General features: G+C 68.6%; 22 protein-coding genes and 2 tRNA genes. 11 read left to right on the plus strand and 13 right to left on the minus strand.

Annotation, left to right across the window (positions count from 1 at the left end; translation table 11 throughout):
• Nucleotides 1-57: 57 nt before the first annotated feature.
• On the plus strand, nt 58-276 hold the full coding sequence (locus KQ303_RS13745; RefSeq protein WP_094513074.1) for a hypothetical protein: 219 nt from the start codon (nt 58-60) through the stop codon (nt 274-276).
• A 93-nt stretch (nt 277-369) separates the two neighbouring features.
• Here the strand turns inward: KQ303_RS13745 and cysS are convergent, their stop codons facing one another.
• Both cysS and polA read right to left on the minus strand, forming a co-directional pair.
• On the minus strand, nt 370-1866 hold the full coding sequence (gene cysS, locus KQ303_RS13750) for a cysteine--tRNA ligase (RefSeq protein WP_259730735.1): 1497 nt from the start codon (nt 1864-1866) through the stop codon (nt 370-372).
• A gap of 105 nt (nt 1867-1971) precedes the next feature.
• A complete protein-coding gene (gene polA, locus KQ303_RS13755) occupies nt 1972-5040 on the minus strand; it encodes a DNA polymerase I (RefSeq protein ID WP_399233848.1) in 3069 nt (1022 codons plus the stop codon).
• A gap of 313 nt (nt 5041-5353) precedes the next feature.
• Here polA and KQ303_RS13760 point away from each other — a divergent pair, with 313 nt between their 5' ends.
• Complete coding sequence (locus KQ303_RS13760) at nt 5354-5602, plus strand: hypothetical protein (RefSeq protein WP_094513077.1); 249 nt, start codon at nt 5354-5356, stop codon at nt 5600-5602.
• 196 nt (nt 5603-5798) lie between these two features.
• Nucleotides 5799-6986 (plus strand): cation:proton antiporter, encoded by a 1188-nt coding sequence (locus KQ303_RS13765; RefSeq protein ID WP_399233941.1) that lies wholly within the window; start codon nt 5799-5801, stop codon nt 6984-6986.
• Nucleotides 6987-7076: 90 nt separating this feature from the next.
• On the opposite strand, the gene gltX is transcribed toward KQ303_RS13765, so the two are convergent.
• The 7 genes from gltX to KQ303_RS13800 all read right to left on the minus strand — a co-directional run bounded on the left by gltX (nt 7077) and on the right by KQ303_RS13800 (nt 10444).
• Nucleotides 7077-8528, minus strand: a complete 1452-nt coding sequence (gene gltX, locus KQ303_RS13770) for a glutamate--tRNA ligase (RefSeq protein ID WP_259730737.1) — start codon at nt 8526-8528, stop codon at nt 7077-7079.
• A 35-nt stretch (nt 8529-8563) separates the two neighbouring features.
• A tRNA-Asp gene (locus tag KQ303_RS13775) sits at nt 8564-8637 on the minus strand.
• Nucleotides 8638-8736: 99 nt separating this feature from the next.
• A complete protein-coding gene (locus KQ303_RS13780) occupies nt 8737-9255 on the minus strand; it encodes an NADPH-dependent FMN reductase (protein ID WP_259730738.1) in 519 nt (172 codons plus the stop codon).
• A gap of 48 nt (nt 9256-9303) precedes the next feature.
• Nucleotides 9304-9492 (minus strand): hyperconserved protein Hcp, encoded by a 189-nt coding sequence (locus KQ303_RS13785; RefSeq protein WP_006043540.1) that lies wholly within the window; start codon nt 9490-9492, stop codon nt 9304-9306.
• A 36-nt stretch (nt 9493-9528) separates the two neighbouring features.
• Nucleotides 9529-9601: transfer RNA gene (locus KQ303_RS13790), tRNA-Trp, on the minus strand.
• 63 nt (nt 9602-9664) lie between these two features.
• Complete coding sequence (gene rplS, locus KQ303_RS13795; RefSeq protein ID WP_259730739.1) at nt 9665-10114, minus strand: 50S ribosomal protein L19; 450 nt, start codon at nt 10112-10114, stop codon at nt 9665-9667.
• Nucleotides 10115-10156: 42 nt separating this feature from the next.
• A complete protein-coding gene (locus tag KQ303_RS13800) occupies nt 10157-10444 on the minus strand; it encodes a peptidase (RefSeq protein ID WP_399233853.1) in 288 nt (95 codons plus the stop codon).
• Nucleotides 10445-10560: 116 nt separating this feature from the next.
• On the opposite strand from KQ303_RS13800, the gene map reads away from it, so the two are divergent.
• Entirely contained in the window at nt 10561-11460 is a 900-nt protein-coding gene (map, locus tag KQ303_RS13805) for a type I methionyl aminopeptidase (protein ID WP_255101301.1), read from the plus strand.
• Nucleotides 11461-11509: 49 nt separating this feature from the next.
• Here map and KQ303_RS13810 read toward each other — a convergent pair whose 3' ends face one another.
• On the minus strand, nt 11510-12241 hold the full coding sequence (locus tag KQ303_RS13810) for an NAD-dependent epimerase/dehydratase family protein (RefSeq protein WP_255141179.1): 732 nt from the start codon (nt 12239-12241) through the stop codon (nt 11510-11512).
• A 154-nt stretch (nt 12242-12395) separates the two neighbouring features.
• On the opposite strand from KQ303_RS13810, the gene ebsA reads away from it, so the two are divergent.
• The 3 genes from ebsA to KQ303_RS13825 are packed head-to-tail and all read left to right on the plus strand — an operon-like array spanning nt 12396 to nt 14462.
• The gene (ebsA, locus tag KQ303_RS13815; protein ID WP_259730741.1) at nt 12396-12752 is read left to right on the plus strand and encodes a type IV pilus biogenesis protein EbsA; all 357 of its coding nucleotides are present in this window, start codon (nt 12396-12398) and stop codon (nt 12750-12752) included.
• A 37-nt stretch (nt 12753-12789) separates the two neighbouring features.
• The gene (locus tag KQ303_RS13820) at nt 12790-13899 is read left to right on the plus strand and encodes a phosphotransacetylase family protein (RefSeq protein ID WP_094513082.1); all 1110 of its coding nucleotides are present in this window, start codon (nt 12790-12792) and stop codon (nt 13897-13899) included.
• A gap of 50 nt (nt 13900-13949) precedes the next feature.
• Nucleotides 13950-14462, plus strand: coding sequence for a DNA recombination-mediator protein A (locus tag KQ303_RS13825; RefSeq protein WP_259730742.1), 513 nt, complete (start codon nt 13950-13952; stop codon nt 14460-14462).
• A 17-nt stretch (nt 14463-14479) separates the two neighbouring features.
• Here the strand turns inward: KQ303_RS13825 and KQ303_RS13830 are convergent, their stop codons facing one another.
• A complete protein-coding gene (locus tag KQ303_RS13830; protein ID WP_094513084.1) occupies nt 14480-14899 on the minus strand; it encodes an NfeD family protein in 420 nt (139 codons plus the stop codon).
• 87 nt (nt 14900-14986) lie between these two features.
• Here KQ303_RS13830 and KQ303_RS13835 point away from each other — a divergent pair, with 87 nt between their 5' ends.
• The gene (locus tag KQ303_RS13835; protein ID WP_094513085.1) at nt 14987-15904 is read left to right on the plus strand and encodes an SPFH domain-containing protein; all 918 of its coding nucleotides are present in this window, start codon (nt 14987-14989) and stop codon (nt 15902-15904) included.
• Between the two features lie 28 nt (nt 15905-15932).
• On the opposite strand, the gene KQ303_RS13840 is transcribed toward KQ303_RS13835, so the two are convergent.
• Both KQ303_RS13840 and KQ303_RS13845 read right to left on the minus strand, forming a co-directional pair.
• Nucleotides 15933-16406 (minus strand): MAPEG family protein, encoded by a 474-nt coding sequence (locus KQ303_RS13840; protein WP_399233859.1) that lies wholly within the window; start codon nt 16404-16406, stop codon nt 15933-15935.
• Nucleotides 16407-16446: 40 nt separating this feature from the next.
• A complete protein-coding gene (locus tag KQ303_RS13845) occupies nt 16447-17505 on the minus strand; it encodes a serine hydrolase (RefSeq protein WP_259730743.1) in 1059 nt (352 codons plus the stop codon).
• A 122-nt stretch (nt 17506-17627) separates the two neighbouring features.
• Between KQ303_RS13845 and KQ303_RS13850 the strand changes: the two genes are divergently transcribed.
• The 3 genes from KQ303_RS13850 to ggt are packed head-to-tail and all read left to right on the plus strand — an operon-like array spanning nt 17628 to nt 23899.
• Nucleotides 17628-18119: a YajQ family cyclic di-GMP-binding protein gene (locus KQ303_RS13850; protein WP_094513087.1), complete on the plus strand. Its 492-nt coding sequence runs from the start codon at nt 17628-17630 to the stop codon at nt 18117-18119.
• Between the two features lie 7 nt (nt 18120-18126).
• Nucleotides 18127-22035 (plus strand): hydantoinase B/oxoprolinase family protein, encoded by a 3909-nt coding sequence (locus KQ303_RS13855; RefSeq protein WP_259730744.1) that lies wholly within the window; start codon nt 18127-18129, stop codon nt 22033-22035.
• On the plus strand, nt 22022-23899 hold the full coding sequence (ggt, locus tag KQ303_RS13860; RefSeq protein WP_259730745.1) for a gamma-glutamyltransferase: 1878 nt from the start codon (nt 22022-22024) through the stop codon (nt 23897-23899). The genes KQ303_RS13855 and ggt overlap by 14 nt, the downstream gene beginning before the upstream one ends.

Raw genomic sequence — 23899 nt, forward strand, 5'->3', positions numbered from 1 at the left:
GGGCAGACGGTTGGGGTCTGCTGCGCGTCACACTGAACGCACTTGCCGCGGTGTTCCGTGCTCTGGCTCAAGCGCTGGAACTTCATCGAGCGGGCCCGCCTGGAGCGGGAGCTCTGGGACGCCTTCGAGCGCCAGGAGGACATCGAGGCGCTGGTGGCCGCCTGCCCGGCCGACGACCCCTTCCGTCAGGAGGTGTGGCAGACCACCCTGGGGCGGATCCGCAAGATCGAGAAGCTGATGGTGGGCAAAGGGCCCACACCGCCAGCTGATTCCTGAGCCGGGGCAGCTGACCATGGAGCCGGGCCAGCCGATCCCAAGCGGGCCCATTTCAAGCCTGCCGATTCCGATGCCGCAGACGTTCGGGGCCGCTTACTTCCGGATCCACTCGGTGAGGCCGGTGGGGCGGTCGATCAGCTCGATGCCGGCACGGCGCAGCTGGTCGCGCAGGCCGTCGGCGGTGGCGTAATCCTTGCTGGCCTTGGCCAGCCGGCGGGCCTCGATCACCGCCTGGATTTCGGTTTCGCTCGGTCCGTCCGCGCCGGGTGCTGTCGCCCCTGCGGCGGGCCGCTCCGCCACCAGACCCAGCACGGTGCTGAGCTCCTGCAGCAGCAGCCAACGCTCTCGCAGGTCATCCGGGGCGGCGGCGGCATCCCCTCGCTCCAGCCGATTGGCGAGCGAGCGCAGGGGCCGCGCCAGCTCGAACAGCACCGCCAGGGCGGCGGATGTGTTCAGGTCGTCGTCCATCGCGTCGATGAAGCGCTGGCGGGCCTCTCCCAGCGGAGCGGCAGGGTCAGTGTCGGCTTGGGGGGCCATCCCCGTGGCAGCGGTTGCCGGGGCGGCGGCAGCCCAGCCGAGCGAGGCAGCGTGCTGATCCCCCAACAGCAGGGCCGCATTGAGCCCCTTCCAGCCGGTCGCCGCAGCTTCCAGCGCGGCGGCGGTGAAATCGAGCGGCTTGCGGTAGTGGGCCTGCAGCACGAACAGGCGCAGGGTCATCGGTGTGGTGCCGCCGTCCAGCAGGGCCCGGATCGTGGTGAAGTTGCCGAGCGACTTGCTCATCTTCTCGCCGCCCACGTTCACCATGCCGTTGTGCAGCCAGAAGCGCGCCAGCGCCTGGCCGGTGGCCACTTCCGACTGGGCAATTTCGTTTTCGTGGTGGGGAAAGATCAGATCGGCTCCGCCCAGATGGATGTCGATCGTGTCGCCCAGCTCCTGGCGCACCATCGCGGAGCATTCGATGTGCCAGCCGGGCCGCCCCGGCCCCCAGGGGGAAGGGAAGCTGGGCTCCTCCGGCTTGGCTCCTTTCCAGAGGGCGAAGTCGAAGGGGTGCTGCTTGCGGGCCTCTTCCGCTTCGCCCATGCGGCCGCTGGCCCCCTCCTGCTGCTCGTCGAGGCTGCGGCCGCTGAGCTTGCCGTAGTCGGCCTTCTTCAGCACCGAGAAATACACGTCGCCATCGGCGGAATAGGCCGCGCCGCTGGCCTCCAGCTCCGCGATCATCCGGCGGATGCCGTCAAGGCAGCGGGTGGCCCGGGGCAGACGGTCTGGCGGCAGGATCCCCAGGGCGGCCATGTCCACCTGAAACTCGCGGATGTTGCGCTCGCTCACCGCCTCCATCGAGCTGCCTTCGGCGGCGGCGCGGGCCAGGATCTTGTCGTCGATGTCGGTCACGTTCTGCACGAAGGTGACCGCATAACCCCGCCACTGCAGATAGCGGCGCAGCACATCCCAGGAGATATAGCTGCGGGCGTGCCCCAGGTGGCAGAGGTCGTAGACCGTGACTCCGCAGCAGTAGATCGACACCTGACCTGGCACCAGGGGCTCGAAGGCCTCGAGGCGGCGGGTGAGGGTGTTGGTGAGCCGCAGGGTCAAGAGGCATGCCGGCCCGGGGCCGGAGGAGAAAGGCAGAGGTTGGCCAGGGGCCGTGTGCGCGAACCTAGGCCGCCGACTGTGTGGAGCTGTTCGCCCCGCCCTCGCCTACTTCGCTTCCATCCAGTTCGGACCCCAGCCGGTGTCCACCACCAGGGGCACGCTCAGTTGAATCGCCTGCTCCATCGTGGCCTTCACTGTGGCGATCACCTGCTCGCGTGCGTCAGGGGCCGCTTCGAGCACCAGTTCGTCATGCACCTGCAACAGCAGCCGGGCCGGCAGGGCCTGCTGCTCCAAGGTGCGCTGCAGCGTCACCATCGCCAGCTTGATGATGTCGGCGCTGGAGCCCTGGATCGGCGCATTGGCCGCGGCTCGCAACTGCTGGGCCTCCATGCCGCCCCGCCGCGCCACCTCCAGATCGATCTCGAAGGGATCCTTGCCCAGCAAGCGGCCCAGTCCATTGCGATCGAACGGGAAGGGCCGCCGCCGTCCCAGGATCGTTTCCACGTATCCCTGGCTGAGGGCGAGCCGCTCCTGAAGCTCCAGGAAAGCGAACACCTTCGGATAGCGCTGCTTGTACTTGCCGAGAAACTCCTTGGCCTGGCTGGGGCTGAGCTCGGTCTCCCGTGCCAGCCGCTGGGAACCCATGCCGTAGATCACGCCGAAGTTGATCGTCTTGCCCAGACGCCGCTCTGCGGCGCTCACCTCGGTGGTGTCCAGCAACAGGCGGGCGGTGAGGGCATGCACGTCGTCGCCGTTGCGGAACGCCTCCACCAGCACCTCCTCACCGGAGAGGTGGGTGAGGATGCGCAGCTCGATCTGGGAGTAATCGGCGCTGATCAAGTGCCAGCCCTCCTGGGGCAGGAAGGCCTTGCGGATCCGTCGGCTGTATTCGGTGCGGATCGGGATGTTCTGCAGGTTGGGGTTGCTGCTCGACAGGCGGCCGGTGGCGGTTACAGCCTGGTTGAAATCGGTGTGCACCCGGCCCGTTTCCGCCTCCACCAGCAGGGGCAGGGCATCCACGTAGGTGCTCTTGAGCTTGCTGAGGGTGCGGTGCTCCAGCACCAGCGGCACCACCGCATGGTCGTCTTCGAGCTTCTCGAGCACGGCGGCATCGGTGCTCCAGCCGGTCTTGGTCTTTCGGGACTTTTTCCGGTCGAGCCCGAGCGTGTCGAACAGCAGTTCCCCCAGTTGCTTGGGGGAGGCCAGGTTGAAATCAACGCCGGCCACCGTCTTGGCCTCACCATCGAGGCGGTGCAACTGCTCGCCCAGCTCCGCGCTGAGTTCGGCGAGGTAGGCGGTGTCGATGCGGATGCCGGTGGCCTCCATCTGGGCCAGCACAGGTTCCAGCGGCAGCTCCACCTGGGCGAGCAGGGGCAGGAGCCGGGGACCCATGGCTTCCAGCTGCTCCCGCAGCAGCCGGCCCAGGCGCCAGGTGAGGTGCACGTCCATGCCGCAATAGAGCGCGGCTGCGGCGATCGGCACCGAGGCGAAGGTCTGCCCCTTCGCCACCAGGTCGGTGTAGCCGGTGGGGCTGAAGCCGAACTCCCGCAGGGCCATGGCCTCCAGGCCATGTTTGGCGTTGGCGTCGCGCAGGTAATCGGCCAGCATGGTGTCCATCACCACGCCGCCCAGCTCCAGCCCGTGGCGCATCAGCACCAGCCGGTCGTACTTGGCGTTCTGCAGGGCCTTGGGATGGTCCGTGCTGGCCAGCCAGGGTGCTAGCGCGGTGAGCACCGCCGCCAGCGGCAGCTGGGAAGGGGCGTCGGTCGCTGGTTCCGCTGCCGTGAGCAGATCGGCGGCGGGTTCGGCCACTGCGGGCTGGTGTCCGATCGGGATGTAGGCCAGATCGGCAGGCCCGTCTCCCCAGCACAGCCCCACCCCAACGAGCTCCGCCTGAAAGGGGTTGAGTGCGGTGGTTTCGGTGTCGAGCGCGATCGGTGCCGTTGGATCTGTGGCTGCCAGAAGCCGCTCCACCAGGGCCGCCAGCGCGCTGGTGGTGGCGATCAGCTGGGGCTCCAGCACCGGCAGGAGGGAGTCAACGAGAGATTCAGGCCCCCCGGCGCCGGAAGGCGGGTGGCCGCCTCTTTCCGCTGGTTCACCGGCGAATGCTGTGGAGGTGGCCGCGGCGGGTTCTGCGCTCGCCGTTCCGGCGGCTTTGCTGCTGGGTGTTGTGGTCTGAGCCTTTGCGCGGCCGCTGGCTGCAGCTCCGGAGAACACCCGTTCGAAGGCCTCCAGCTGGCGGGCCAGGCTGTGCAGCTCCAGCTCTTCGAGCCGCTGGGCCAGGGCGTCCCGGTCTAGGGACCCGAGGGCCAGGCGTGGTTCGCTCGGCAGCGGGATGTCCACGAGAATCTCGGCCAGCATGCGCGAGCGGAAAGCGTTGTCCCGGTCGGCCTCCAGCTTGGCTCTGAGCGCTCCCTTCTGCTGGTCGAGGGCGGCATAGATGCCATCGAGGGTGTGATGGGCCTGCAGCAACACGATGGCTGTCTTGGGGCCCACACCCTTGACGCCGGGGATGTTGTCGCTGGCGTCGCCGGTGAGCGCTTTGAGATCCACCACCTCCTCCGGCGTCACCCCGAGCTTGCTGATCACCCCCTCCCGGCGGATCACCTGCGGGCCGGCGTTGCGCGCGTACGGTCCGCCCCCCATGTAAAGGATGGCGATGTCCCGCTCGTCATCCACCAGCTGAAACAGATCGCGATCGCCACTCAGGATCCTCACCCGCCAGCCGTCGTTTGCGGCCCGGTTGGCGAGGGTGCCGAGGACGTCATCGGCTTCGTAGCCGGGCGCCATGCACAGCGGCAGATCCATGGCGCCGGCAAGGATCTCCTGCAGGTTGGCCAGGTCGGTGAAGAAGTGCTCGGGCGCTTCGTCGCGGTGTGCCTTGTAGGCGGCGTCTGCGTTGTGGCGGAAGGTGGGCTCAGCGGTATCGAAGGCGATCACAACGCCCTGGGGGGTGAGGCCCTTCACGTTGTCGAGCAGAGCCTTGAGAAAGCCATAGGTGACGCTGGTGGGCACACCATCGCGGGTGGCCAGGCCCCCTTCACCGCCTTTGGCGAAGGCATAGAAGCTGCGGAAGGCCAGCGAGTGGCCGTCCACGAGCAGCAGCAGGGGCCGCTGCTCCCCCACCGACCGGTGATCGGCCGGAGCGTTCGGGGCTGGGCCGGCCCCAGGCAAACAATTCTCTGGTGAACCACTCCCAGGCAAACCTGCTTCAGCCGGACCACTCTCAGCCGAATTCTTCGTTGCCTTGGCCACGTTCTGCCCCACCCTCAGCTGCGCCTCAGCCTGCCATCTGGAACCACCACAGGGCGGCCTGCCGGACTCGATCCTCCCAATCGCCCACCGTTTGCGGTGACCCGTCGTCTGCACGTGCGATGCATCCAGGAGTGATGCTTCGTCGGGCGCTTTAGATTTCCGCCAGCCCCCGGGGCTGTGGCCCACGGCCGTCTCCTGCGGAGCCACCGGTCGCTTCCCGCACGCGCACGCCATGGACTCCCAATCCCAACGCCAACCCCGCCGCTACACCATTCATCTGCTGCTGCTCGGCGGTCACCAGCAGATCATCCATTTCGCCACGCTCGACGCGTTCCAGCAGTGGTACGGCGGCGTGCTCAACGGCAGCAACGGCGATGCCTTCGTGAATGTGCCGATCAACGACCTTGAAGGGGAATACCTGGTGCTGCGTCCCAGCTCTGTGGTGGGGATCCGCATCGTCCCCGAATTCGCTTCCCGATGATCCCTATGGTTGCAGCGCGTCCCAGCCCGCCTGAACAGGCCCGGGGCCTCCTGCACCGGAGGTCTGCAGTCGCCACCGCGCTCACGCCGCGCAGAGCCACTGTGATCACGCCGCCCAAGGCCATCGCTCTCCTTCTGTCCGGGGCCGCTTGAGCAGGCTGGAGCTGATCTGGGGTGAGGCCTTCTTCGCCGGGGCGATGGCCCAGTTGCTGGCCCAGCTCAGCCGTTTGCCGGCGGTGGTGCTGCTGCTGGCGGTGGGCCTGGTGATCGGCAGGGCCGGCTTCGACCTGGTGGACACCGAGGCGCTGGGGCCGGTGCTGGAGCCACTGGTCAGCCTGTTGGTGGGCCTGATCCTGTTCGATGGCGGCCTCAATCTGAGGCTGGCGGGCCGCGACCTGCAGCGCACCGTTGTGCAGGTGGTGCTGGTGCGGGCCGTGCTGGGCTTCCTGGCGGCGGTGCTTCTGGCCCACCTGCTGGCCGGTCTGCCCTGGCCGCTGGCTCTGGTGTTCGGGGCGATCGCGCTCGCCACCGGCCCCACCGTGGTCACACCGATGGTGCAGCAGATGCGCCTGTTGCCCTCGCTCGCCAATGTGCTCGAAGCCGAAGGGCTCGCGCTCGAACCGCTGGGCGCCGTGCTGGCGCTGCTGCTGCTGCAGCTCGCCATCGGTGATCTCGGCAGCTGGCAGGAGGTGGCCAGTCGGCTGGTGCTGCGGCTGGGTGGCGGTGTGCTGATCGGCAGCCTGGCGGGGTGGCTGCTCTCTGAGCTGCTTCGCCGTCTGCTGCAGGGCTCCGAGGTGCTCGATGCCCTGGCGCTGCAGCTCAGCCTCGGCGTGCTGTTCCTGCTGGTGGGAGGCTGCGAAACCCTGTTGCCCGAATCCGGATTACCGGCTGCCGTGAGTGCCGGGGTGGTGGTGGGGCTGCGGCTCGAGGGTGGGGCCAGTCAGCTCGATGAGCTGATCCGGCAACTCGCCTTGCTGGCCATCACCGTGCTGTTCCCGCTGCTGGCCGCCGATCTGTCCTGGTCGGAGTTGAGCCCGCTGGGGCTGGGTGGCGTGGCCTGCGTGCTGGTGCTGATGCTCTGCCGCTGGCCGGTGATCCAGGTGGCGGGCCTGGGGTTGCCCGGGCTCGGCTGGCGCGAAAAGCTCATGCTCAGCTGGATCGCCCCGCGCGGCATCGTCACCGCCGCCGTGGCCAGCCTGTTCGCCCTCCGGCTCGACGAAGCCGGAGTGCCGGGCGGCGGCGCTCTCAAGGGCCTCGTGTTCCTCACGATCCTCCTCACGGTGGGGATTCAGGGGTTCACCGCCGCAGCCCTGGCCCGGCGGCTGGGCCTGGTGGAGCCGGCAGGTGAGCTGGTGGCTGATTCTGATGAAGCGCTGGCTGAGTAGCAGCTGAGCCGGGTGGAGCCGGAGGCTGAGGGCGCTGGCTGGCCCCTCGGTCTGAGCGGGCCTGGTCGTGAACGCCGCTGCTGGCCAATTTCAGAGGCTGCGCTGCAGTCGAGCGACGGCCTCGCCGCCGGGCTGGAGCAGCAGCAGGGTGGCCACGAGATCGGGGCCCTGAAGGCTGCCGAGCAGGGCTGCCCGCAGGCTCTTCATCACCACGCCCTTCTTCACGCTGGCTGTCTTGGCGGCCTCCCCCAGCAGGGTCTGGGCCTGATCGGCATCAAGTGCTTGGTGGGACAGCTGGGCGGGATCCGCAGGCTCCAGTGCCTGCAGCACTGCCGCCAGGGCCGCCCTGGCCCCTTCGCTCCCGATCTGCTGGCGGGCTTCGTCGTTGAGGCTGGGACGCTCGAAGAAGGGCAGGGCCTGCTCGACGCCGTCCTGCAGCGTGACCAGGGAGGGGCCCAGCAAGGTGGCTAGCTCCAGCTCCCAGCCGGCCTCGCCTGAGGGGGCGCTCCACCCCTGGGCCCGCCAGCGCGGCGCCAGCAGAGCCAGCAGCTGCTCGGCCGGCAAGCCATGCAGCACCTGGGCGTTCAGCCAGTTGAGCTTGTCCCAGTCGAAGCGGGCGCCGGCGCGATTGACCCGCTCAAAGCCGAAGACCGGTGCCGCCTCGGCCAGGCTGAAGCGCTCCCCCATGCCCTCCGGCGGCGACCAGCCGAGCAGGGTCATGTAATTGGCCAGCGCATCGGCGGTGTAGCCCAGCTCTCGGAACTCGCTCAGCGACGTGACCCCATCGCGCTTGGAGAGCTTGCGGCCTTCGCCGTTGAGGATCAGAGGCGTGTGGGCAAACTCCGGTGCGGCCAGGCCCAGCGCGTCGTAGAGCAGCAACTGCTTGGCGGTGTTGGCGATGTGGTCTTCGCCGCGGATCACGTGGCTGATCGCCATGGCGGCGTCGTCGACGACCACCACCAGGTTGTAGAGGGGGTCGCCGATGGCATCAGCCGAGGCGCGCCGGGCGATCACCATGTCGCCGCCCAGGTCGCTGCCGCTCCAGCGCATCTCGCCGCGCACCAGATCGTTCCAGACGATCGTGGCGCCGTCATCGATGCGGAAACGGACCACCGCTTCACGCCCTTCGGCGATGAAGGCCTGCTCCTGCTCCGGGCTGAGGTTGCGGTGGCGGTTGTCGTAGCGGGGGGCCTCCTTGGCGGCGGCCTGAGCCTCCCGCATCTCCGCCAGCTCCGCCTCGCTGGCGTAGCAGCGGTACGCGTGCCCACTGGCGAGTAGCTGCTGGATCGCAGCGCGATGAGCCTCGATGCGCTCGCTCTGGATCACCGGCTCCTCGTCCCAGTCCAGGCCCAGCCAGCGCAGGCCGTCGAGGATGTTGGCGGTGTATTCGGGCCTGGAGCGCTCGCGATCGGTGTCCTCGATGCGGAGCAGGAAGGCACCGCCGAGGTGGCGCGCGAAGAGCCAGTTGAACACCGCCGTGCGGGCTGTGCCGATGTGAAGCGTGCCGGTAGGGCTGGGAGCGAGACGAACCCTCACCGTCAATGCGTTCACTCCTGGTGGATGGGATGGATTGAAAACGGGACTGACGGGGCTCGAACCCGCAACTTCCGCCGTGACAGGGCGGTGCTCTAACCGATTGAACTACAGTCCCAGTTCATCCGTACTGGTGGCTCGGCTGGGCCGGGCTCCCGTGCGGGGTGCGCTGTCGCGTCGGCGACCTCGGCAGTATCAGTTGCCGCCGGTCCCGTCGTCAACCAGCCGCTGCGATGGCAGGCGCCAGACGGTGCAACTCTGCAACCATCGCGCTGATGGAGGCAGGGTTGGCGGGCTTCTGGCCGGTGCTCAGCAGCTCCCGCCCCAGCACTGAGCAGCCGAGATGGGCGAACTGCAGGCGCATGGCGCTCAGCACCTTCTGACCGCCACCGCCGCTGTGGGTGGCCAGAGCCACAGGAAGGCCGTTGAACAGCTCGCGAAAATCATCGCTGCTGCGTGACAGCCAGGCGAGGGCGTTGTTGAGCGTGGGCGGCAGGGAGCCGTTGTATTCGGGCGCGCACACCCACAGCCGCCCCAGGCAGCGCAGCTGGTGGGCCAGCGCATCAACCCCAGGGTGGGCGCCGCCGCCGGCCGCCTCGGCCGCTGGGCTGTAGAGCGGCAGGCCGAGATCGACCAGATCCATCACATGAAAAGCGTGGCCCTGAAGCTCTGCTTCCTGGGCCACACGTGTAGCGAGAGTGAGATTGTGGCCATTGCTGGCCGCAAGAATCAGCATGGCCGGCGGCTTGAAGCAATCAGCGGCGCACGAAAGAGATCCGCGCGCTCAGGGGCGAAAGCCAGCAGGTTCAATGAGACGGACCTGGTTGCCACGGGCGGTGAATTCCCGACCTTGGTCGCTCTGAACCACCACACGGCCTCCGGATTTGACCCGGATCACCCGAGCTCGTACCCAGCCCAGTGCGGCCGACTCAAGAACCTTGACCACATCACCGGGTTGTAGATCCAACTCCATGTCCGGAACCAGAAAAGTGCAGGAAGGGTCATCGAGCGCGCCGTGGAGGACTTGAACCCCCGACATCAGGTTTTGGAGACCTGCGTTCTACCAACTGAACTAACGGCGCAAGGCGATGACCCTCAGAAGGTGCCGCAGGGCGACACCTGAATAGACGATGGGAATCGCGGGATCAGCGGTCGAAGCGTTGCTTGACCCTGGTGGCCTTGCCCACCCGATCGCGCAGGTAAAAGAGCTTGGCACGCCGCACCTTACCCCGGCGTTCCACCTTGATCGTGGCCACCTGAGGGCTGTGCAGCATGAACACACGCTCCACGCCGATGCCCTGGAAGATCCGGCGCACGGTGATGGTTTCGTTGAGGCCGCCGTGGCGCTTGGCGATCACCACACCCTCGTAGGGCTGGATGCGCTCCTTGTTGCCCTCGCTGATGCGCACGCCCACACGGACGGTGTCGCCCACGTAGATCTCGGGAAGGTCGCTCTTGAGCTGCTCCGCCTCGAATGTGCGCATCAGCTCGTAGGCGCTGAGCTTGCCGGTGCGGACCGCAGGCGCTGCCGCAGCGGTGCTCGCTTCGGGAGTGCTGGTCTCGCTGGTGCTGTCTTCGATGAGTTCCGCTGCCATCCCGGCTTCCTTCACGCCTGAGCAAACAGCGACTTTACCGGGTCATCCGCCCCCCTCGGAAGCGTCGCCGCCGGTGCGGTTGGTGGCAGCGGGCCCGGCGGGGCGCCGGGCGGCAGTGGCGCGCTGCCATTTGCCGACCACCATGGCGCCTCCGCTGACCAGCATCCACAGCAATCCCAGGCCGTTGAGGGCCACATAAAAGGTCTTTCCGGTGCTGCCCAACCATTCGCCTTCATGCAGCACCATCAAGAGGTGGGCCTGATCGCGGCTCAGGCCGCCCCAGTCACGCAGCAGCCGGTACCCCATGCCGGTGGTCGCTGTGAGAAGCATGGGGGCGAGCACGAACGGGGCTGCCTGCGCATGCCAGCGCCGCAACGCCGCCAGGGTCTGCATAGGTGCCGGGTTGAAATTGGTAGCTTGGAGTCTGAGATGTCAAGGATCCGTCGATGAATCTGTTCGCCGATCTGCTGGCCGCCACCCAAGGATCGAGCGCACAGGGCGGCGGAGGGGCGGCCGTGGGAATGGCGGCGGCGTCGCCCTCTTCTGTGGTCACCCAGGCCGGTCCCCGCATTCAGAAAAGCCGTCGCGGCGTGGAGATCAAGTCGGCGCGCGAGATCGGCATCATGCGGCGCTCCAGCCGGATCGTGGCCACCGTGCTGCGCGAACTGCTGGAACTGGCCGCCCCCGGCATGACCACCGCCGACCTCGATCGCCACGCCGAACGGCGCATCCGTGAACTGGGCGCCACCCCCAGCTTCAAGGGCTACCACGGCTTCCCCGCCAGCATCTGCGCGAGCATCAACAACGAAGTGGTGCACGGCATCCCCAGCAGCAAGCGTGTGATCCGCGAGGGCGATTTGCTCAAGATCGACACCGGCGCCTACTTCGAGGGCTACCACGGCGACAGCTGCGTGTCCCTTTGCGTGGGTGCCAGCAGCGACGACGCCTGCCGACTCAGCCGCGTGGCCCAGGAGTCGCTGATGCAGGGCCTGGCCAAGGTGAAGGCCGGCAACACCCTCCTCGACATCGCCGGCGCCGTCCAGGACCACGTCGAAGCCCACGGCTACAGCGTGGTGGAGGACTACACGGGCCACGGCGTGGGCCGCAACCTGCACGAAGAACCCTCTGTGTTCAACTTCCGCACCAAGGATCTGCCCAACGTGAAGCTCCGTCCCGGCATGACCCTCGCCGTGGAGCCGATCCTCAACGGCGGCAGCAAGCACTGCCGCACCCTGCGCGACCGCTGGACGGTCGTGACGGTGGACGGAAGCCTTTCGGCCCAGTGGGAGCACACGATCGCCGTCACCTCCGACGGTTGCGAGATCCTCACCGACCGCGACTTCTGAGCGGCCTCGCCGTGCGCCAGGCCACGCAGCCGCGGTGCGCTCCGGCCACTCAGATGCTGCGGCTTGTGAGCCCGAAGTAGAGCCGTCGCATCAGCACCGCCAGCGGGAACAGCAGATAGGTGAGTGGGTTGGGGGTCACGATCACCAGCCCCATGCCTCTGCGTACCTGGGCGATCACCTGACCGGCCACGAAGTCGGCACTCATCACACCGATCGGATTGAGGGCGGAGCGGAAGGGGCCGAGCACCAGGCGCCGGATCCGGCAGGCCCGGGGCCCCTGCTGATCGAGGCTGCGCAGGCTGAGCAGCTGACCCAGCAGGCGCTTGCTGATCTCATAGAGCGGGCTCACCGCCGGCATCAGTTCGGCTTCCGACGTGTTCACCCACAGCTCGCGGCGGGGGCGATCAGCCGCAGGCTCGGGCAGAGACAGAAACAGCTCCACCAGACGCCAGCTGCTCAGTGCGTTCACCTCGAGGCTGCGCTCCACGGCGGCGGGACTGCGATCCCCATGCACGTTCACGCCATGGTTGATCACCAGGATGTCCACATCCAGCAGCTGATCACGCAGCGCCGCCTCTCCGCCGCAGCCCCAGCAGAGACTGGACAACGGAATCGGTTGCCCGCTGGCATCGCTGAGTTCTACGGCGGTGGGCCGGGAGGTTAGCGCCAGCAGCCTGGCCCCCTGGCCATGCAGGCGGCGGAGCAGGGCGCTGCCGAAAGCGCCACCGGCGCCGGTGACCGCCACATGCCGGCCCTGCAGTGGCAGCAAGGCGGACCTCATGGCATTCATCGCTGCGCGGTGGTGGGCGAACCACTGTTACAGCCGGTACGATCAGGTGAGGACATTCTTTTTGTTCTAAGGACAGGCAACATCCAACGTGTTTAGTGAGGGCCCAGCACAAGGATCATCCACCCTGTCCCAGGAAGCTGCACAGGTGGCCTTGTTCGCCCCCTATTGCGGTGGCCTGAGCCGTGAAGGCTGGTTGCAACGCAGTCTCGATCAGCTCGCCCTCCGGCGGGTGAGTGGGCTGCGCCCGCTGCATCCGAACGGGGCCCATCGCTTCGAGCTCAGCTGGACCTACGGTGTAGCCCCGCAACAGCCGAGCCAGTGTGAGCTCGCCTTCCCTGACCAACCGGACATCCGCTACAGCTTCACGGTGCCCACCCACCACCTGGTGTGCTGGTTGATGGATCTGCTGCAAGACCGCGCCGTGAGCGGTGGTGGCGACCTTCCCGAATCGTTCTGGCGCTGGCTGATCCTCGGCGAGGCCCCGCCACCGGTCTCCTCGTAGGCTGCTGCCTGACCCTGGCCCCGGCGAACCCATCCCCATGAGCAGCACTCTGCTGATCGGTTCGTGCCACCCCTTCAGCGGAAAATCAGCGCTGGTGCTCGGCCTGGCAAGGCAGGCCGCCCGCATGGGTGTGCCGGTGCGCTTCGGCAAACCCCTGGCCACCAGTCTGCGGCTGGATCGCAGGCCCTTACCCGGTGGCGATGGTCCATCGGCCCCCCTGATCGATGACGACGTGCGTTTCGTCGGCGGCATCCTCGGCCTGGCGCCAGACTGCCTGCTGCCTTCGCTGCAGCTGCTGGAGCCGGCCACGGCGCGGCAGCGACTCCTGCAGGGCGAACTGGGCGCCGGTGATGGATTCGGGGCCCTGCGCGACCACCTCAGCGCCCCCAATGATGGGCTCACGCTGCTGGAGGCCTCCGGCAGCCTCAGCGAAGGTCTGCTCTATGGGCTGAGCCTGGTGCAGCTGGCGCACGGGCTGGAAGCCCCGGTGGTCCTGGTGCACCACTGGCTCGACAGCTGCAGCATTGATCCCCTGCTGCAGGCCCGCGACCTGCTCGGCGAGCGCCTGGCCGGCGTGGTGCTGAACGCTGTGGATCCCGATGCCGTCGAGACCCTCCTGCAGGAGGAGGTGCCCGCCATGGAGCGTCTGGGGCTGCAGGTCTTCGGCGTGCTGCCCCGCAGCCCACTGCTGCGCAGCGTCACCGTGGAAGAGCTGGCCGAGCGGCTGGGCGCGAAGGTGCTCTGTTGCCCCGAGCGGCTCGATCTGCTGGTGGAAACACTCTCGATCGGGGCGATGAACGTCAACTCCGCGATGGAATTCTTCCGTCGCCGGCGCAACATGGCCGTAGTTACCGGTGCCGACCGCACTGACATCCAGCTGGCGGCCCTGGAGGCCTCCACCCAGTGCCTGATCCTTACCGGCGCAGGCGATCCGCTCTCCCAGCTGATCAATCGCGCCGAAGAACTCGACGTGCCCCTGCTCAAGGTGGAGCACGACACACTCACCACCGTGGAGGTGATCGAGCGGGCCTTCGGCAACGTGCGTTTGCACGAATCCGTCAAAGCCACCTACGCCATCCGGCTGGTGGAGGAACACTGCCGCTTCGACCGCCTGTTCGATCGCCTGCGGCTGCCGATCAGCGCCTGAAGCTCCTGCAGGGGCGCTGCTAGTTTCGTGCCATCGGCTGCACGTGCTCGGTGACCCGGTCCCTTGATCTGCCCCCTCTGGACCGGATTGACACCCTGGCTCAGGAACTGGCCCTGCTGCAGGACACGGGCAAGCGACGCATCGCCATCCTCGGCAGCCGCCACGTGCCGGTGGTGTCGATCCATCTGGTGGAGCTGGTGGCCCGCTCCCTGGCCCAGGAGGGGCACAGCCTCGTCACCTCCGGCTCCCAGGGGGTCAACGCCGCCGTGATCCGCGGCGTGATCGGCGTCGACCCCTCACGCCTCACCGTGCTGCTGCCCCAGAGCCTCGAGCGTCAGCCGCTGGAATCGCGCCAGCAGCTGGAGAAGGTGCTGCACCTGGTGGAGAAGCCCGACCACGACGACCTGACCCTGCCGATGGCCAGCACCCTCTGCAACCAGGAGATCATCGGCCGCTGCGACCAGCTGATCTGCTTCGCCTTCCACGACAGCGAAACCCTGCTGGCCAGCTGCCGCACCGCCGAAGACATGGGCAAGGTGGTCACCCTGCTGTTCTTCGACTGAGCGCTGGGGAGCACCTCTCAGCGCCCATCGGCCAGCACTTCCAGCTTGGTTCCCACACGGCGCATCACCACCACCGCGGCGCCAGGCAGCAGCCGTTCCCCTTCCAGACTTTCCGCGGCCCAGCTCTGCCCCTGCCAGCGCACGCGGCCGCGCCCCTGGGCATCGAAGCCATCGATCACCACGGCCCGGTCGCTCGTTTCGATCCGATCGCGGGCCGGCCGTTGCCGCTTCGACCAGGCCCAGATCGCCGCGCTCCCCGCCACGGTGAGCAGCGCAAACAGCCCCAGCTGCAGCGGCAGGGCCAGCCCCAGCAGCGCCGTGAGCGACGACACCACCAACGCCGCCATGGCGGCGATCAGAAAGCCGCCGAAGCCCGGCACGCTCACCTCCACCAGGAACAGCACCGCCGCCACCGCCAGCCAGATCAGGGATGCCATGACGGGGAGTCTCGAATCGGCCCCAGTCTGCTGGCTGGGCCCGGGCGGGCTGCGTACTGTGATGGCACCCCGTTCTCTACCGCCTTCATGGAGGTCCTGTTTTCCTTGCCCGCGCTGGCGCTGCTGGCGGTGCTCGGAGTGAGCAGCGTCAAGATCACCAATGGCGGCCGCTCGATGCTGGTGGAGCGCCTCGGCAAGTACGACCGCCAGCTCACCCCCGGCATGTCGCTGGTGCTGCCGGTGGTGGAGCGCATCGTCAGCAACGAGTCCTTGAAGGAGCGGGTGCTGGACATTCCCCCGCAACAGTGCATCACCCGCGACAACGTCTCGATCGAGGTGGATGCGGTGGTGTACTGGCAACTGCTCGAGCATGCCAAGGCCTACTACGCCCTCGACAACCTCAAGTCGGCGATGGTGAACCTGGTGCTCACCCAGATTCGCTCAGAGATGGGCAAGCTCGACCTCGACCAGACCTTCTCCACCCGCTCCGAGGTGAACGAGGTGCTGCTGCGCGAGCTCGATCAGGCCACCGATCCCTGGGGCGTGAAGGTGACCCGCGTGGAACTGCGCGACATTCAGCCCTCCAAGGGGGTGCAGCAGGCGATGGAGATGCAGATGAGTGCGGAGCGGGAGAAGCGGGCGGCCGTTCTTCGTTCCGAGGGGGAGCGAGAGGCCCAGGTGAATGCCGCCAAGGGGCGGGCCGAAGCACTGGTGCTTGATGCCAAGGCCAAGCAGGAGGCGGTGCTGCTCGATGCCGATGCCCAGGCCAAGCAGCAGTTGCTGCTGGCCAGGGCCAGGGCCGAATCAGCCGCCCAGCTGGCCGCCGTGATCGACTCCCATCCCGCTGCCGCCGAGAGCCTGAGGCTGCTGCTCGCCAAGGACTGGATGGCGATGGGCCAGGCGATGGCAGCGAGCAAGGGGGGATCGGTGCTGATGGTGGATCCCCAGAGCCCCGCCTCCCTGCTGGCCGCGCTCAAGGGGCTGCAGGAGAAGGGCGGCAGCTGAGCGCTGGCCCGGGCTGGCAGCGCGCACTTCAGGCGCGCAGCAGTGCCTTGAGCCCTTCCGTGTAGAGCAGGGCGGTGCAGAGCAGGGCACCGACCCAGCTCAGGCTGCGCAGCAGCGGCTGGTTGGCCAGGTAGGCGCCGATGTAGGCCAGCCGCAGCGCCGGGTGCAGCAGGGCCGCCAGGGCCAGCAGCGGCGACGCTGCCAGCATCGCCGGCGCCGCCAGCAGGCAGAGCAGGCAGGCGGGCGCATGCAGCGTGAAGGCCTCGAAACAGTTCTGGTGGGCCCAGCTGGCCCTTTGACCCCAGGCCGGCAGCCGCTCGAACATGGCCCGCGGGGCGGCCAGATCGGCGGGGGTGAAATCCGCGTTGGCCCGCCCGGCCCCCAGTGGCACCAGGCTGAGGATCACCACCGCCCCCGACAGCACCAGCGACCAGGCCAGGGGGGCCTTCGGTTCGCCCGTCAGCAGCAACGGCAGGTCCATGAACAGCAGTGGCAGGTCCATGGGAGGGGCGCATGGGGGAGGTTCTGTTCTACCGGGCGGCTCAGCCTGCGAAGAACCCTGCCGCAGCCTGAAAGATGCCCGCGATCGTGTCGATGAAGGTTTGAACAGTGGCCTTGGCGGCCGCAGGATCGGTGTCCTTCCAGTTCTGCTGGAAGGAGAAAGTGATCCAGCGGCCGTTGCACAGCCGCATGGCGCCGGCCAGCGACATCACATAGTCGGGCGCGAAATCCAGGCTTCCCCCCTTGAGGAACAGATGGGCGCGGGGCAGATCCAGCACGGTGATCGCTGGCGGCAACCCCAGGATGCGCCTGAACTCCTTCAGGGAACTGCTGGTGCGGAACAGCTCTCCCTGCAAGGCCCTGGAATAGAAGCGGACGAAATCCGCGGGAGACCCCACCATCGTCTCCTGGTCGTTGATGATCGGCCGCGTCTGCGTTCCGCTGGCCTCCAGGGCTTTGTTGACCCCTTGCCAGCCCAGATCCACGCTGGCGGGGGCTCCCAGCAGGTAGGAGAAGAACTGACGCGTGCTGGTGGGGATCCGGGTATCAGGCAGCCCGAGAGAGGCGATCAAGCCCCGCACGCTGTCCGCGCCGATCCGCTTGAGCACCATGTCGGTGGCGGTGTTGTCGCTGTGCATGATCATGGCTTCCAGGGCCACCGAAGCCGGAATCGTGCCGCTGACGTTCTCCAGCACCAGGCTGCTGAGAAACCGCACCGAATCATTCACCGGTAACTGTTCCTGCAGGCTGACCTTGCCGCTCTCCAGCTGCCGCAGGAATTCAGCCAGCACGTACACCTTGAAGCTGCTGCCGCAGAACAGGGGCTGGCTTGGATTCAGCCCCTGTTCCCAGGCTGCCGTCGTCTGGGTCTGGGCTCCGGATGCCGAGGCTCCCGATGCCGGCGAACGCATCAGGAACGCCTTTTCTCCTCTCAGGGCGCTGAAGGAGGAACGAATGGTCTGATTCAGAGCGTCAAGGCTGCGCGGTGGGGCAGGGGCCGTTGCAGCCCGGGAGCGTCCGGTCTGGAGGAACAACGACAGGGTGGAGCCCAGGGCCACCCCCCCGATGGAATCCAGCACGCGGCGCCGGGACGTAGACATCACCATCAGCTCAGGGGGTTCGGGGAGGGCGCAGCCCTCCTCCCCGGTCCATCCTCACCCTGGCCATGGGACGCCCGGAAGCACTTTCCTAAAGTCAGGTCTTCAGCTCCGAGCACCTGCCCATGGCCGACACCTTTTCTTTCGACGTGGTGTCGGATTTCGATCGGCAGGAGCTGGTGAATGCGCTGGACCAGGTGCGCCGTGAGGTGGGTCAGCGCTACGACCTCAAGGACTCCAAGACCGAGATCGATCTGGAGGAGAACAGCCTCACGATCACCACCGCCAGCGACATGACCCTGGAAGCCGTGGCCGATGTGCTGCGCCAGAAAGCCGTCAAGCGTGAGCTCTCGCTCAAGATCTTCGATTTCCAGCCGGCGGAGCCGGTGGGCGGCAACCGCGTGCAGCAGGTGGTGAAGCTGCGCAAAGGCCTCAGCCAGGAGCTGGCCAAGCGGCTCAGCAAAACGGTGCGCGATCAGGTCAAGAAGGTCACCGTGGCGATTCAGGGCGAGAGCCTGCGGGTTACGGGCAAGAACAAGGACGATCTGCAGCAGGTGATCCAGCTGCTGCGCGCTGAAGATCTCGAGCTGCCGCTGCAGTTCGAGAATTACCGCTGAGCGGGCGGTGCAACAGGAGCGGCCGCCGGTGAGCGGCAACCCCCGCAGCGGCCCTTCCGGCTGGCACTTCTGGATCGACCGCGGCGGCACCTTCACCGACCTGGTGGCGCTCAGCCCCACCGGCGTCTGCAGCGTGCGCAAGCTGCCCTCGCACCCGGCGCAGAGCGCCGCCGGCGCCGGCCCAGATCCTGCCGTGGTCGCCATCCGCGCGCTGCTGGAGGTGGCGCCGGATCAACCGATCCCCGCCGGCCTGATTGCCGACGTGCGGGTGGGCACCACGGTGGCCACCAACGCCCTGCTGGAGCGGCGCGGTGCTCCCACCCTGCTGCTGCTCAGCCGCGGTTTCGGCGACGCGCTGCGCATCGGCGATCAGCATCGCCCGGATCTGTTTGCGCTCGAGATCCGCCGGCCTGAGCCGCTGCACACCCGGGTGCTGGAGGTGCCGGGCCGCCTGGCGGCCGATGGCCGCGAGCTTGAGCCGCTGGTGCTGGATGACGCCCTGTCCCGGTCCCTGACCCAGGCGCGCGCCGATGGCCTGCGCAGTTGCGCCGTGGCCCTGCTGCATGCCGCCCGCCATCCCCGCCATGAACAGCAGCTGGGTGCCTGGCTGGAGCGCTTCGGGTTCGAGCAGGTGGCACTGTCCCACGCGGTGGCTCCGCGGCCGCGCCTGGTCAGCCGTGCCCAGACCGCTGTGGTGGAGGCCTATGTAGGGCCGGCGCTGCAGGCCTATCTGGCGGGGTTGCGGCGTGCCCTCGGTGCCGGCACGCCGCTGCAGGTGATGCAGTCGAGCGGCGGCTTGCTGGCTCCCGAGCTGATCCGCGCCAAGGACACGATCCTCTCCGGGCCGGCGGGTGGCATGGTGGGCGCGCTGAAGGCGGCGGCAGCAGCTCGCGCCGGGCCCATCGATGCCAGGGCGATCGTGGGCTTCGACATGGGCGGCACCTCCACGGATGTCTTCCATGTGGTGGCAAGCGAACCTTCCCCCACCGGCTCGGAGCACGACGCGGTCGCCGAGCGCTGGGAACGCAGCGAACAGGCCGTGATCGCCGGGTTGCAACTGGAGGCGGCGATGCTGCCGATCCACACCGTGGCCGCCGGTGGTGGTTCCGTGCTCCATTTTGACGGCGAGCGGCTGCAGGTGGGCCCCGCGTCCGCCGGTGCCCAGCCGGGTCCGGCCTGCTACGGCCGCGGCGGCCCGCTCACCATCACCGATGCCAACCTGCTGCTGGGCCGGCTGCAACCCGATGGCTACCCGGCCCTGTTCGGTGCCACCGGCGACCAGCCGCTCGATCTGGAGCCCGTTCGCGCTGGCTTCGAGGGCCTGGCCGCCCGCATCGGCACCGCCATGGGGCAGCCCCAACAGCCGGAAGCCCTGGCGGAAGGTGCCGTGGCCATTGCCATCGACCATATGGCCGCGGCGATCCGACGCATCTCGATTCAGCAGGGCCACGACATCCGCGGCGCCACGCTGGTGTGCTTCGGCGGGGCCGGTGGCCAGCACGCCTGCGCGCTCGCCGAAGCCCTGGAGATCGACACCATCCTTCTGCACCCCCTGGCCGGTGTGCTCTCCGCCTACGGCCTGGGTCAGGCCGATCAACGGCTGCTGCGCGAGCAGGTGGTGCGCGAGCTGCTCACGGCGTCGCTGCTGCCGCGCCTGATGGCCTGGGCTGAGGCGCTCACCGCCGCCGGCGCGCGGGCCCTCGGCGCTGTGGCCGATGGTCGCTGGACTGCCGGTGCCGGTGCAGATGCCGCCGGCGAAGGCGAAGGCGAAGGCACTGGTGATGGCAATGCTCCTGGCCCGGCCTCAACCCTGCGGCGGGAGGTGCGGGTGGCCTTGCGTTACCCCGCGAGCGAGGTGAGCCTGATCGTGCCTCTCGGGGAGATCGAGGGGATGGAGGCTGCCTTCGACGCCAGCCATCGCCGCCACTTCGGCCACGCGCAGGAGGCACAGCACGGGGCCGCCCCAGCTCTCGTGGTGGAGCGGCTGGAGGTGGAACTGGTCTGGCCAGCAGCTGCGGCCGGTGCTGTGCCATTGCTGTTGACGGATGGAGCCACGCCCCCCACTGCCCCCACGGTGTCGTTGTATGCCGGGGGCTGCTGGCACAGTGCGTCGCTGGTGCGCCGGGAGTGGCTGGCGGTCGGCCAGACGCTGCAGGGACCGGCTCTGGTGCTGGAGTCGATCGGCACCCTTGTGCTGGCGGCGGGTTGGCGGGCCGAGGTGCTGCCGCAAGGCGAGTTGCTGCTCCAGCGCACCGCTTGTGGCGAGCCCGCGGCTGTTGCCCCAGCTGCCACCACCTGCACCATCACAACAGCCACCTCAGGCGCTGCTGTGGATGTCACCCCTGTGAGTAGCGCCGCTTCCGCGGCTGCAGCCGCCGTCGACCCGGTGCGTCTGGAGCTGTTCCATCACCGCTTCGCCGCGATCGCCGAGCAGATGGGGGAACGGCTGCGCCAAAGCGCCCGCTCCGTGAACATCCGCGAGCGGCTGGATTTTTCCTGTGCGCTCTTCGATGCCGATGGCGCCCTGGTGGCCAATGCGCCCCACATCCCGGTGCACCTCGGCTCCATGGGTGAAAGCCTTGCCAGCCTTCTGGAGATGGTGGGGCGCGGGGAACGGCCACCGCTGCGCCCCGGCGATGTGATCGCCACCAACGATCCTTACAACGGCGGCACCCATCTGCCCGACATCACCGTGATCAGCCCGGTGTTCGCCGGTGCTGATCGGCCCTGCTTCTTCGTGGCCTGCCGCGGCCACCACGCCGATGTGGGCGGCCTCACCCCCGGCTCCATGCCGCCCCACAGCCGCTTGATCGACGAGGAAGGCCTGCTGCTCACCAACGTGCCGTTGCTGCGTGAGGGGGTGTTCGATGCGACGGCCTGGCAGCAGCGCCTGCAGGCCGGTCCTTGGCCGGTGCGCAATCCCGACCAGTTTCTCGCCGACCTGCAGGCGCAGATCGCGGCCAACCAGCTCGGGGCTGCGGAGTTGGAGCGCCTCTGCCGCCGCGAGGGGGTGGAGCATGTCACGGCCTACATGGCCCATGTTCAGGACAACGCCGCGGCGGCCGTGCGGCGCGTGATCGGCACGCTGAAGGGTGGCCAATGGAGTGTGGAGCTCGACGGCGGCGCCCGCATCGCCGTGGCGGTGACGATCGATGGCAGTGCCCGCACGGCCTGCATCGACTTCAGCGGCACCTCCCCCCAGCAACCCGGCAATCTCAACGCCCCCCTGGCCATCACCAAGGCCGTGGTGCTCTACGTGTTTCGCTGCCTGGTGGCGGAGCCGATCCCTCTCAATGCCGGCTGTTTCCGGCCGCTGCAGCTGGTGGTACCCGAGGGCTGCCTGCTGCGGCCAATGCCGCCGGCGGCGGTGGTGGCGGGCAACGTGGAAACGTCCCAGGCGGTGGCCAATGCCCTGTTCGGGGCCCTCGGGGTGATGGCGGCGGCGCAGGGCACGATGAACAATCTCACCTTCGGCGATGCCGCTTGCCAGTACTACGAAACGATCTGCGGTGGCAGCGGCGCCGGCCTGGGATTCGCGGGTGCCGATGCGGTGCAGAGCCACATGACCAACTCCCGCCTCACCGATCCAGAAGTGCTGGAGCAGCGCTTTCCGGTGCAGCTGGAGAGCTTTCGCGTGCGGCAGGGCAGCGGCGGGACGGGCCGCTGGCGCGGCGGGGAGGGGGTGGAGCGGCGCCTTCGCTTTCTGCAACCGATGACGGTGTCGCTGCTGACGGGATCGCGACGGGTGCCCCCCTTTGGCCTGGCCGGCGGCGGACCGGGCGCGCTCGGTCGCAACAGCCTGGAGCGGGCGGGCCAGCCTGCCTTGCTGCTGGAGGGGGCCGCGCAGTTGCAGGTGCAGGAGGGTGACCTGCTGGAGATCTGCACCCCAGGGGGCGGCGGCTATGGCGAGAGCTGAGCAGCGGCTGTTGCGGCTGCTGGTGGGGCTGGCGGCCGGCGCGCCGTTGCTGGTGCCGTTCTGGCCGCTGACGCTGCCGTTAGCACTGCCCTTTCAGTTGCAGTTGTCGGGGCGGGCCCAGGGGTTGCCGGTTGGTGCGGCGGCAGCGGCGGTGCCCGCCAATGTCTTGCAGGAGGCCGGCCAGCGCTTTCACCCCGTCGTGTCGGCAGGGGGCATGGTGGCTACCCAGGAGGCGCACGCCAGCCGCGTGGGCCGGGATGTGCTGCGGGCCGGCGGCAACGCGGTGGATGCGGCGGTGGCGGCATCCTTCGCCCTGGCGGTGACCCTGCCCCAGGCCGGCAACCTCGGCGGTGGTGGCTTCCTCGTGCTCTGGCGCCCGGAACCGGCCAGGGCGGGCACGCCGCTGCTGGAGGGAGAGCGGCGGGTGGGCCGAGGCCGGGCGGTCACGATCAACTTCCGCGAAACCGCACCCGCCGCCGCCCGGGCCGACCTCTTCCTCGATGCCAGCGGCCAGGTGGATCGCCAACGGGCCACCCGCAGCCTGCAGAGCACGGGCGTGCCCGGCACGGTGGCGGGCCTGCTGCTGGTCCAGCGCCGCTACGGCCGCTGGCCGCTGGCGCGGGTGATGGCGCCGGCGATCCGCCTGGCGGCAGAGGGGTTCCCCGTGAGTCGGGATCTGTCCCGTTCCCTGGAGAGCGCCGCCCCCCTGCTGCGCGCCGATCCCACCTCCGCGGCGCTGTTCTTCCGCCCGGACGGGCAGCCCTATCGCCCCGGCGAGCTCTGGCGTCAGCCCCAGCTGGCCGCCACGCTCACCGGCATCGCCCGGCGCGGCGAGGCGGGCTTCTACCAGGGGCCGGTGGCCGAGAGCCTGGCCGCGCTGATGGGCCGCCAGGGCGGGCTGATCACCCTTGCCGACCTGGCCGCCTACCGCGCCCAGGCGCTGCCGCCATTGATCGGCAGTTGGCGGGGGCAACCGGTGATCACCATGCCGCCGCCCAGCTCCGGCGGGGTCACGCTGATTCAGCTGCTCGGGATGCTGGAGGGGTTCCCGCTGGCGGCCATGGGGCTGAACAGCGCCGCCACGATCCACGTGATGACCGAGGCCATGAACCTGGCCTACCGGGATCGGAACACCTATCTGGGCGACCCTCGCTTCGTGACGATGCCGCTGCAGCGTCTGCTCAGCCCCGCCTATGCGGCCGCCCAGCGCCGCCGCCTCCGCACCGACCGCCACACGCCCGCCGCCGAACTGGCGCCGCCACCGCCGGGCCGGCCGGAGGGCCCCAACACCACCCACCTCTCAATGATCGACCGCGACGGCCTGATGGTGGCCACCACCACCACGCTCAACTTCGCCTACGGCAACGGTGTGAGCGTGCCGGCTGCCGGCTTCCTGCTCAACAACGAGATGGACGATTTCACCGCCAAGCCGGGTGTGCCGAATGCCTACGGGTTGGTGCAGGGGGAAGCCAACGCCATCGCTCCGGGCAAGCAGCCGCTCAGTTCGATGAGCCCCACCCTGGTGCTTGATCGCAGCGGCGGCCCGCTGCTGGCCACCGGCAGCCCGGGCGGGAGCCGCATCATCACCACCGTGCTGCAGGTGCTGCTCAACCGGCTGGAACACGGCCTCAACCTGGCCACGGCCGTGAGTGCACCCCGCTTTCACAGCCAGCTCTGGCCGGATGAAGTGGCGATCGAGCAGGGCTTTAGTCCCGACACGCTCGCCCTGCTGGAGGCGATGGGCCACCGGCTCCGGCCAGCCCGGGCGATGGGTTCGGCCCAGTCGGTGGAGGCCCTGCCGGGCGGAGGCAGCCTGGGGGTCGCCGATCCGCGCCGCCCCGACGCCCTCGCCGCCGGGGAGTGA

Origin of the sequence: Synechococcus sp. CS-1333 (assembly GCF_025128015.1) — a bacterium.
GTDB lineage: Bacteria > Cyanobacteriota > Cyanobacteriia > PCC-6307 > Cyanobiaceae > MW101C3.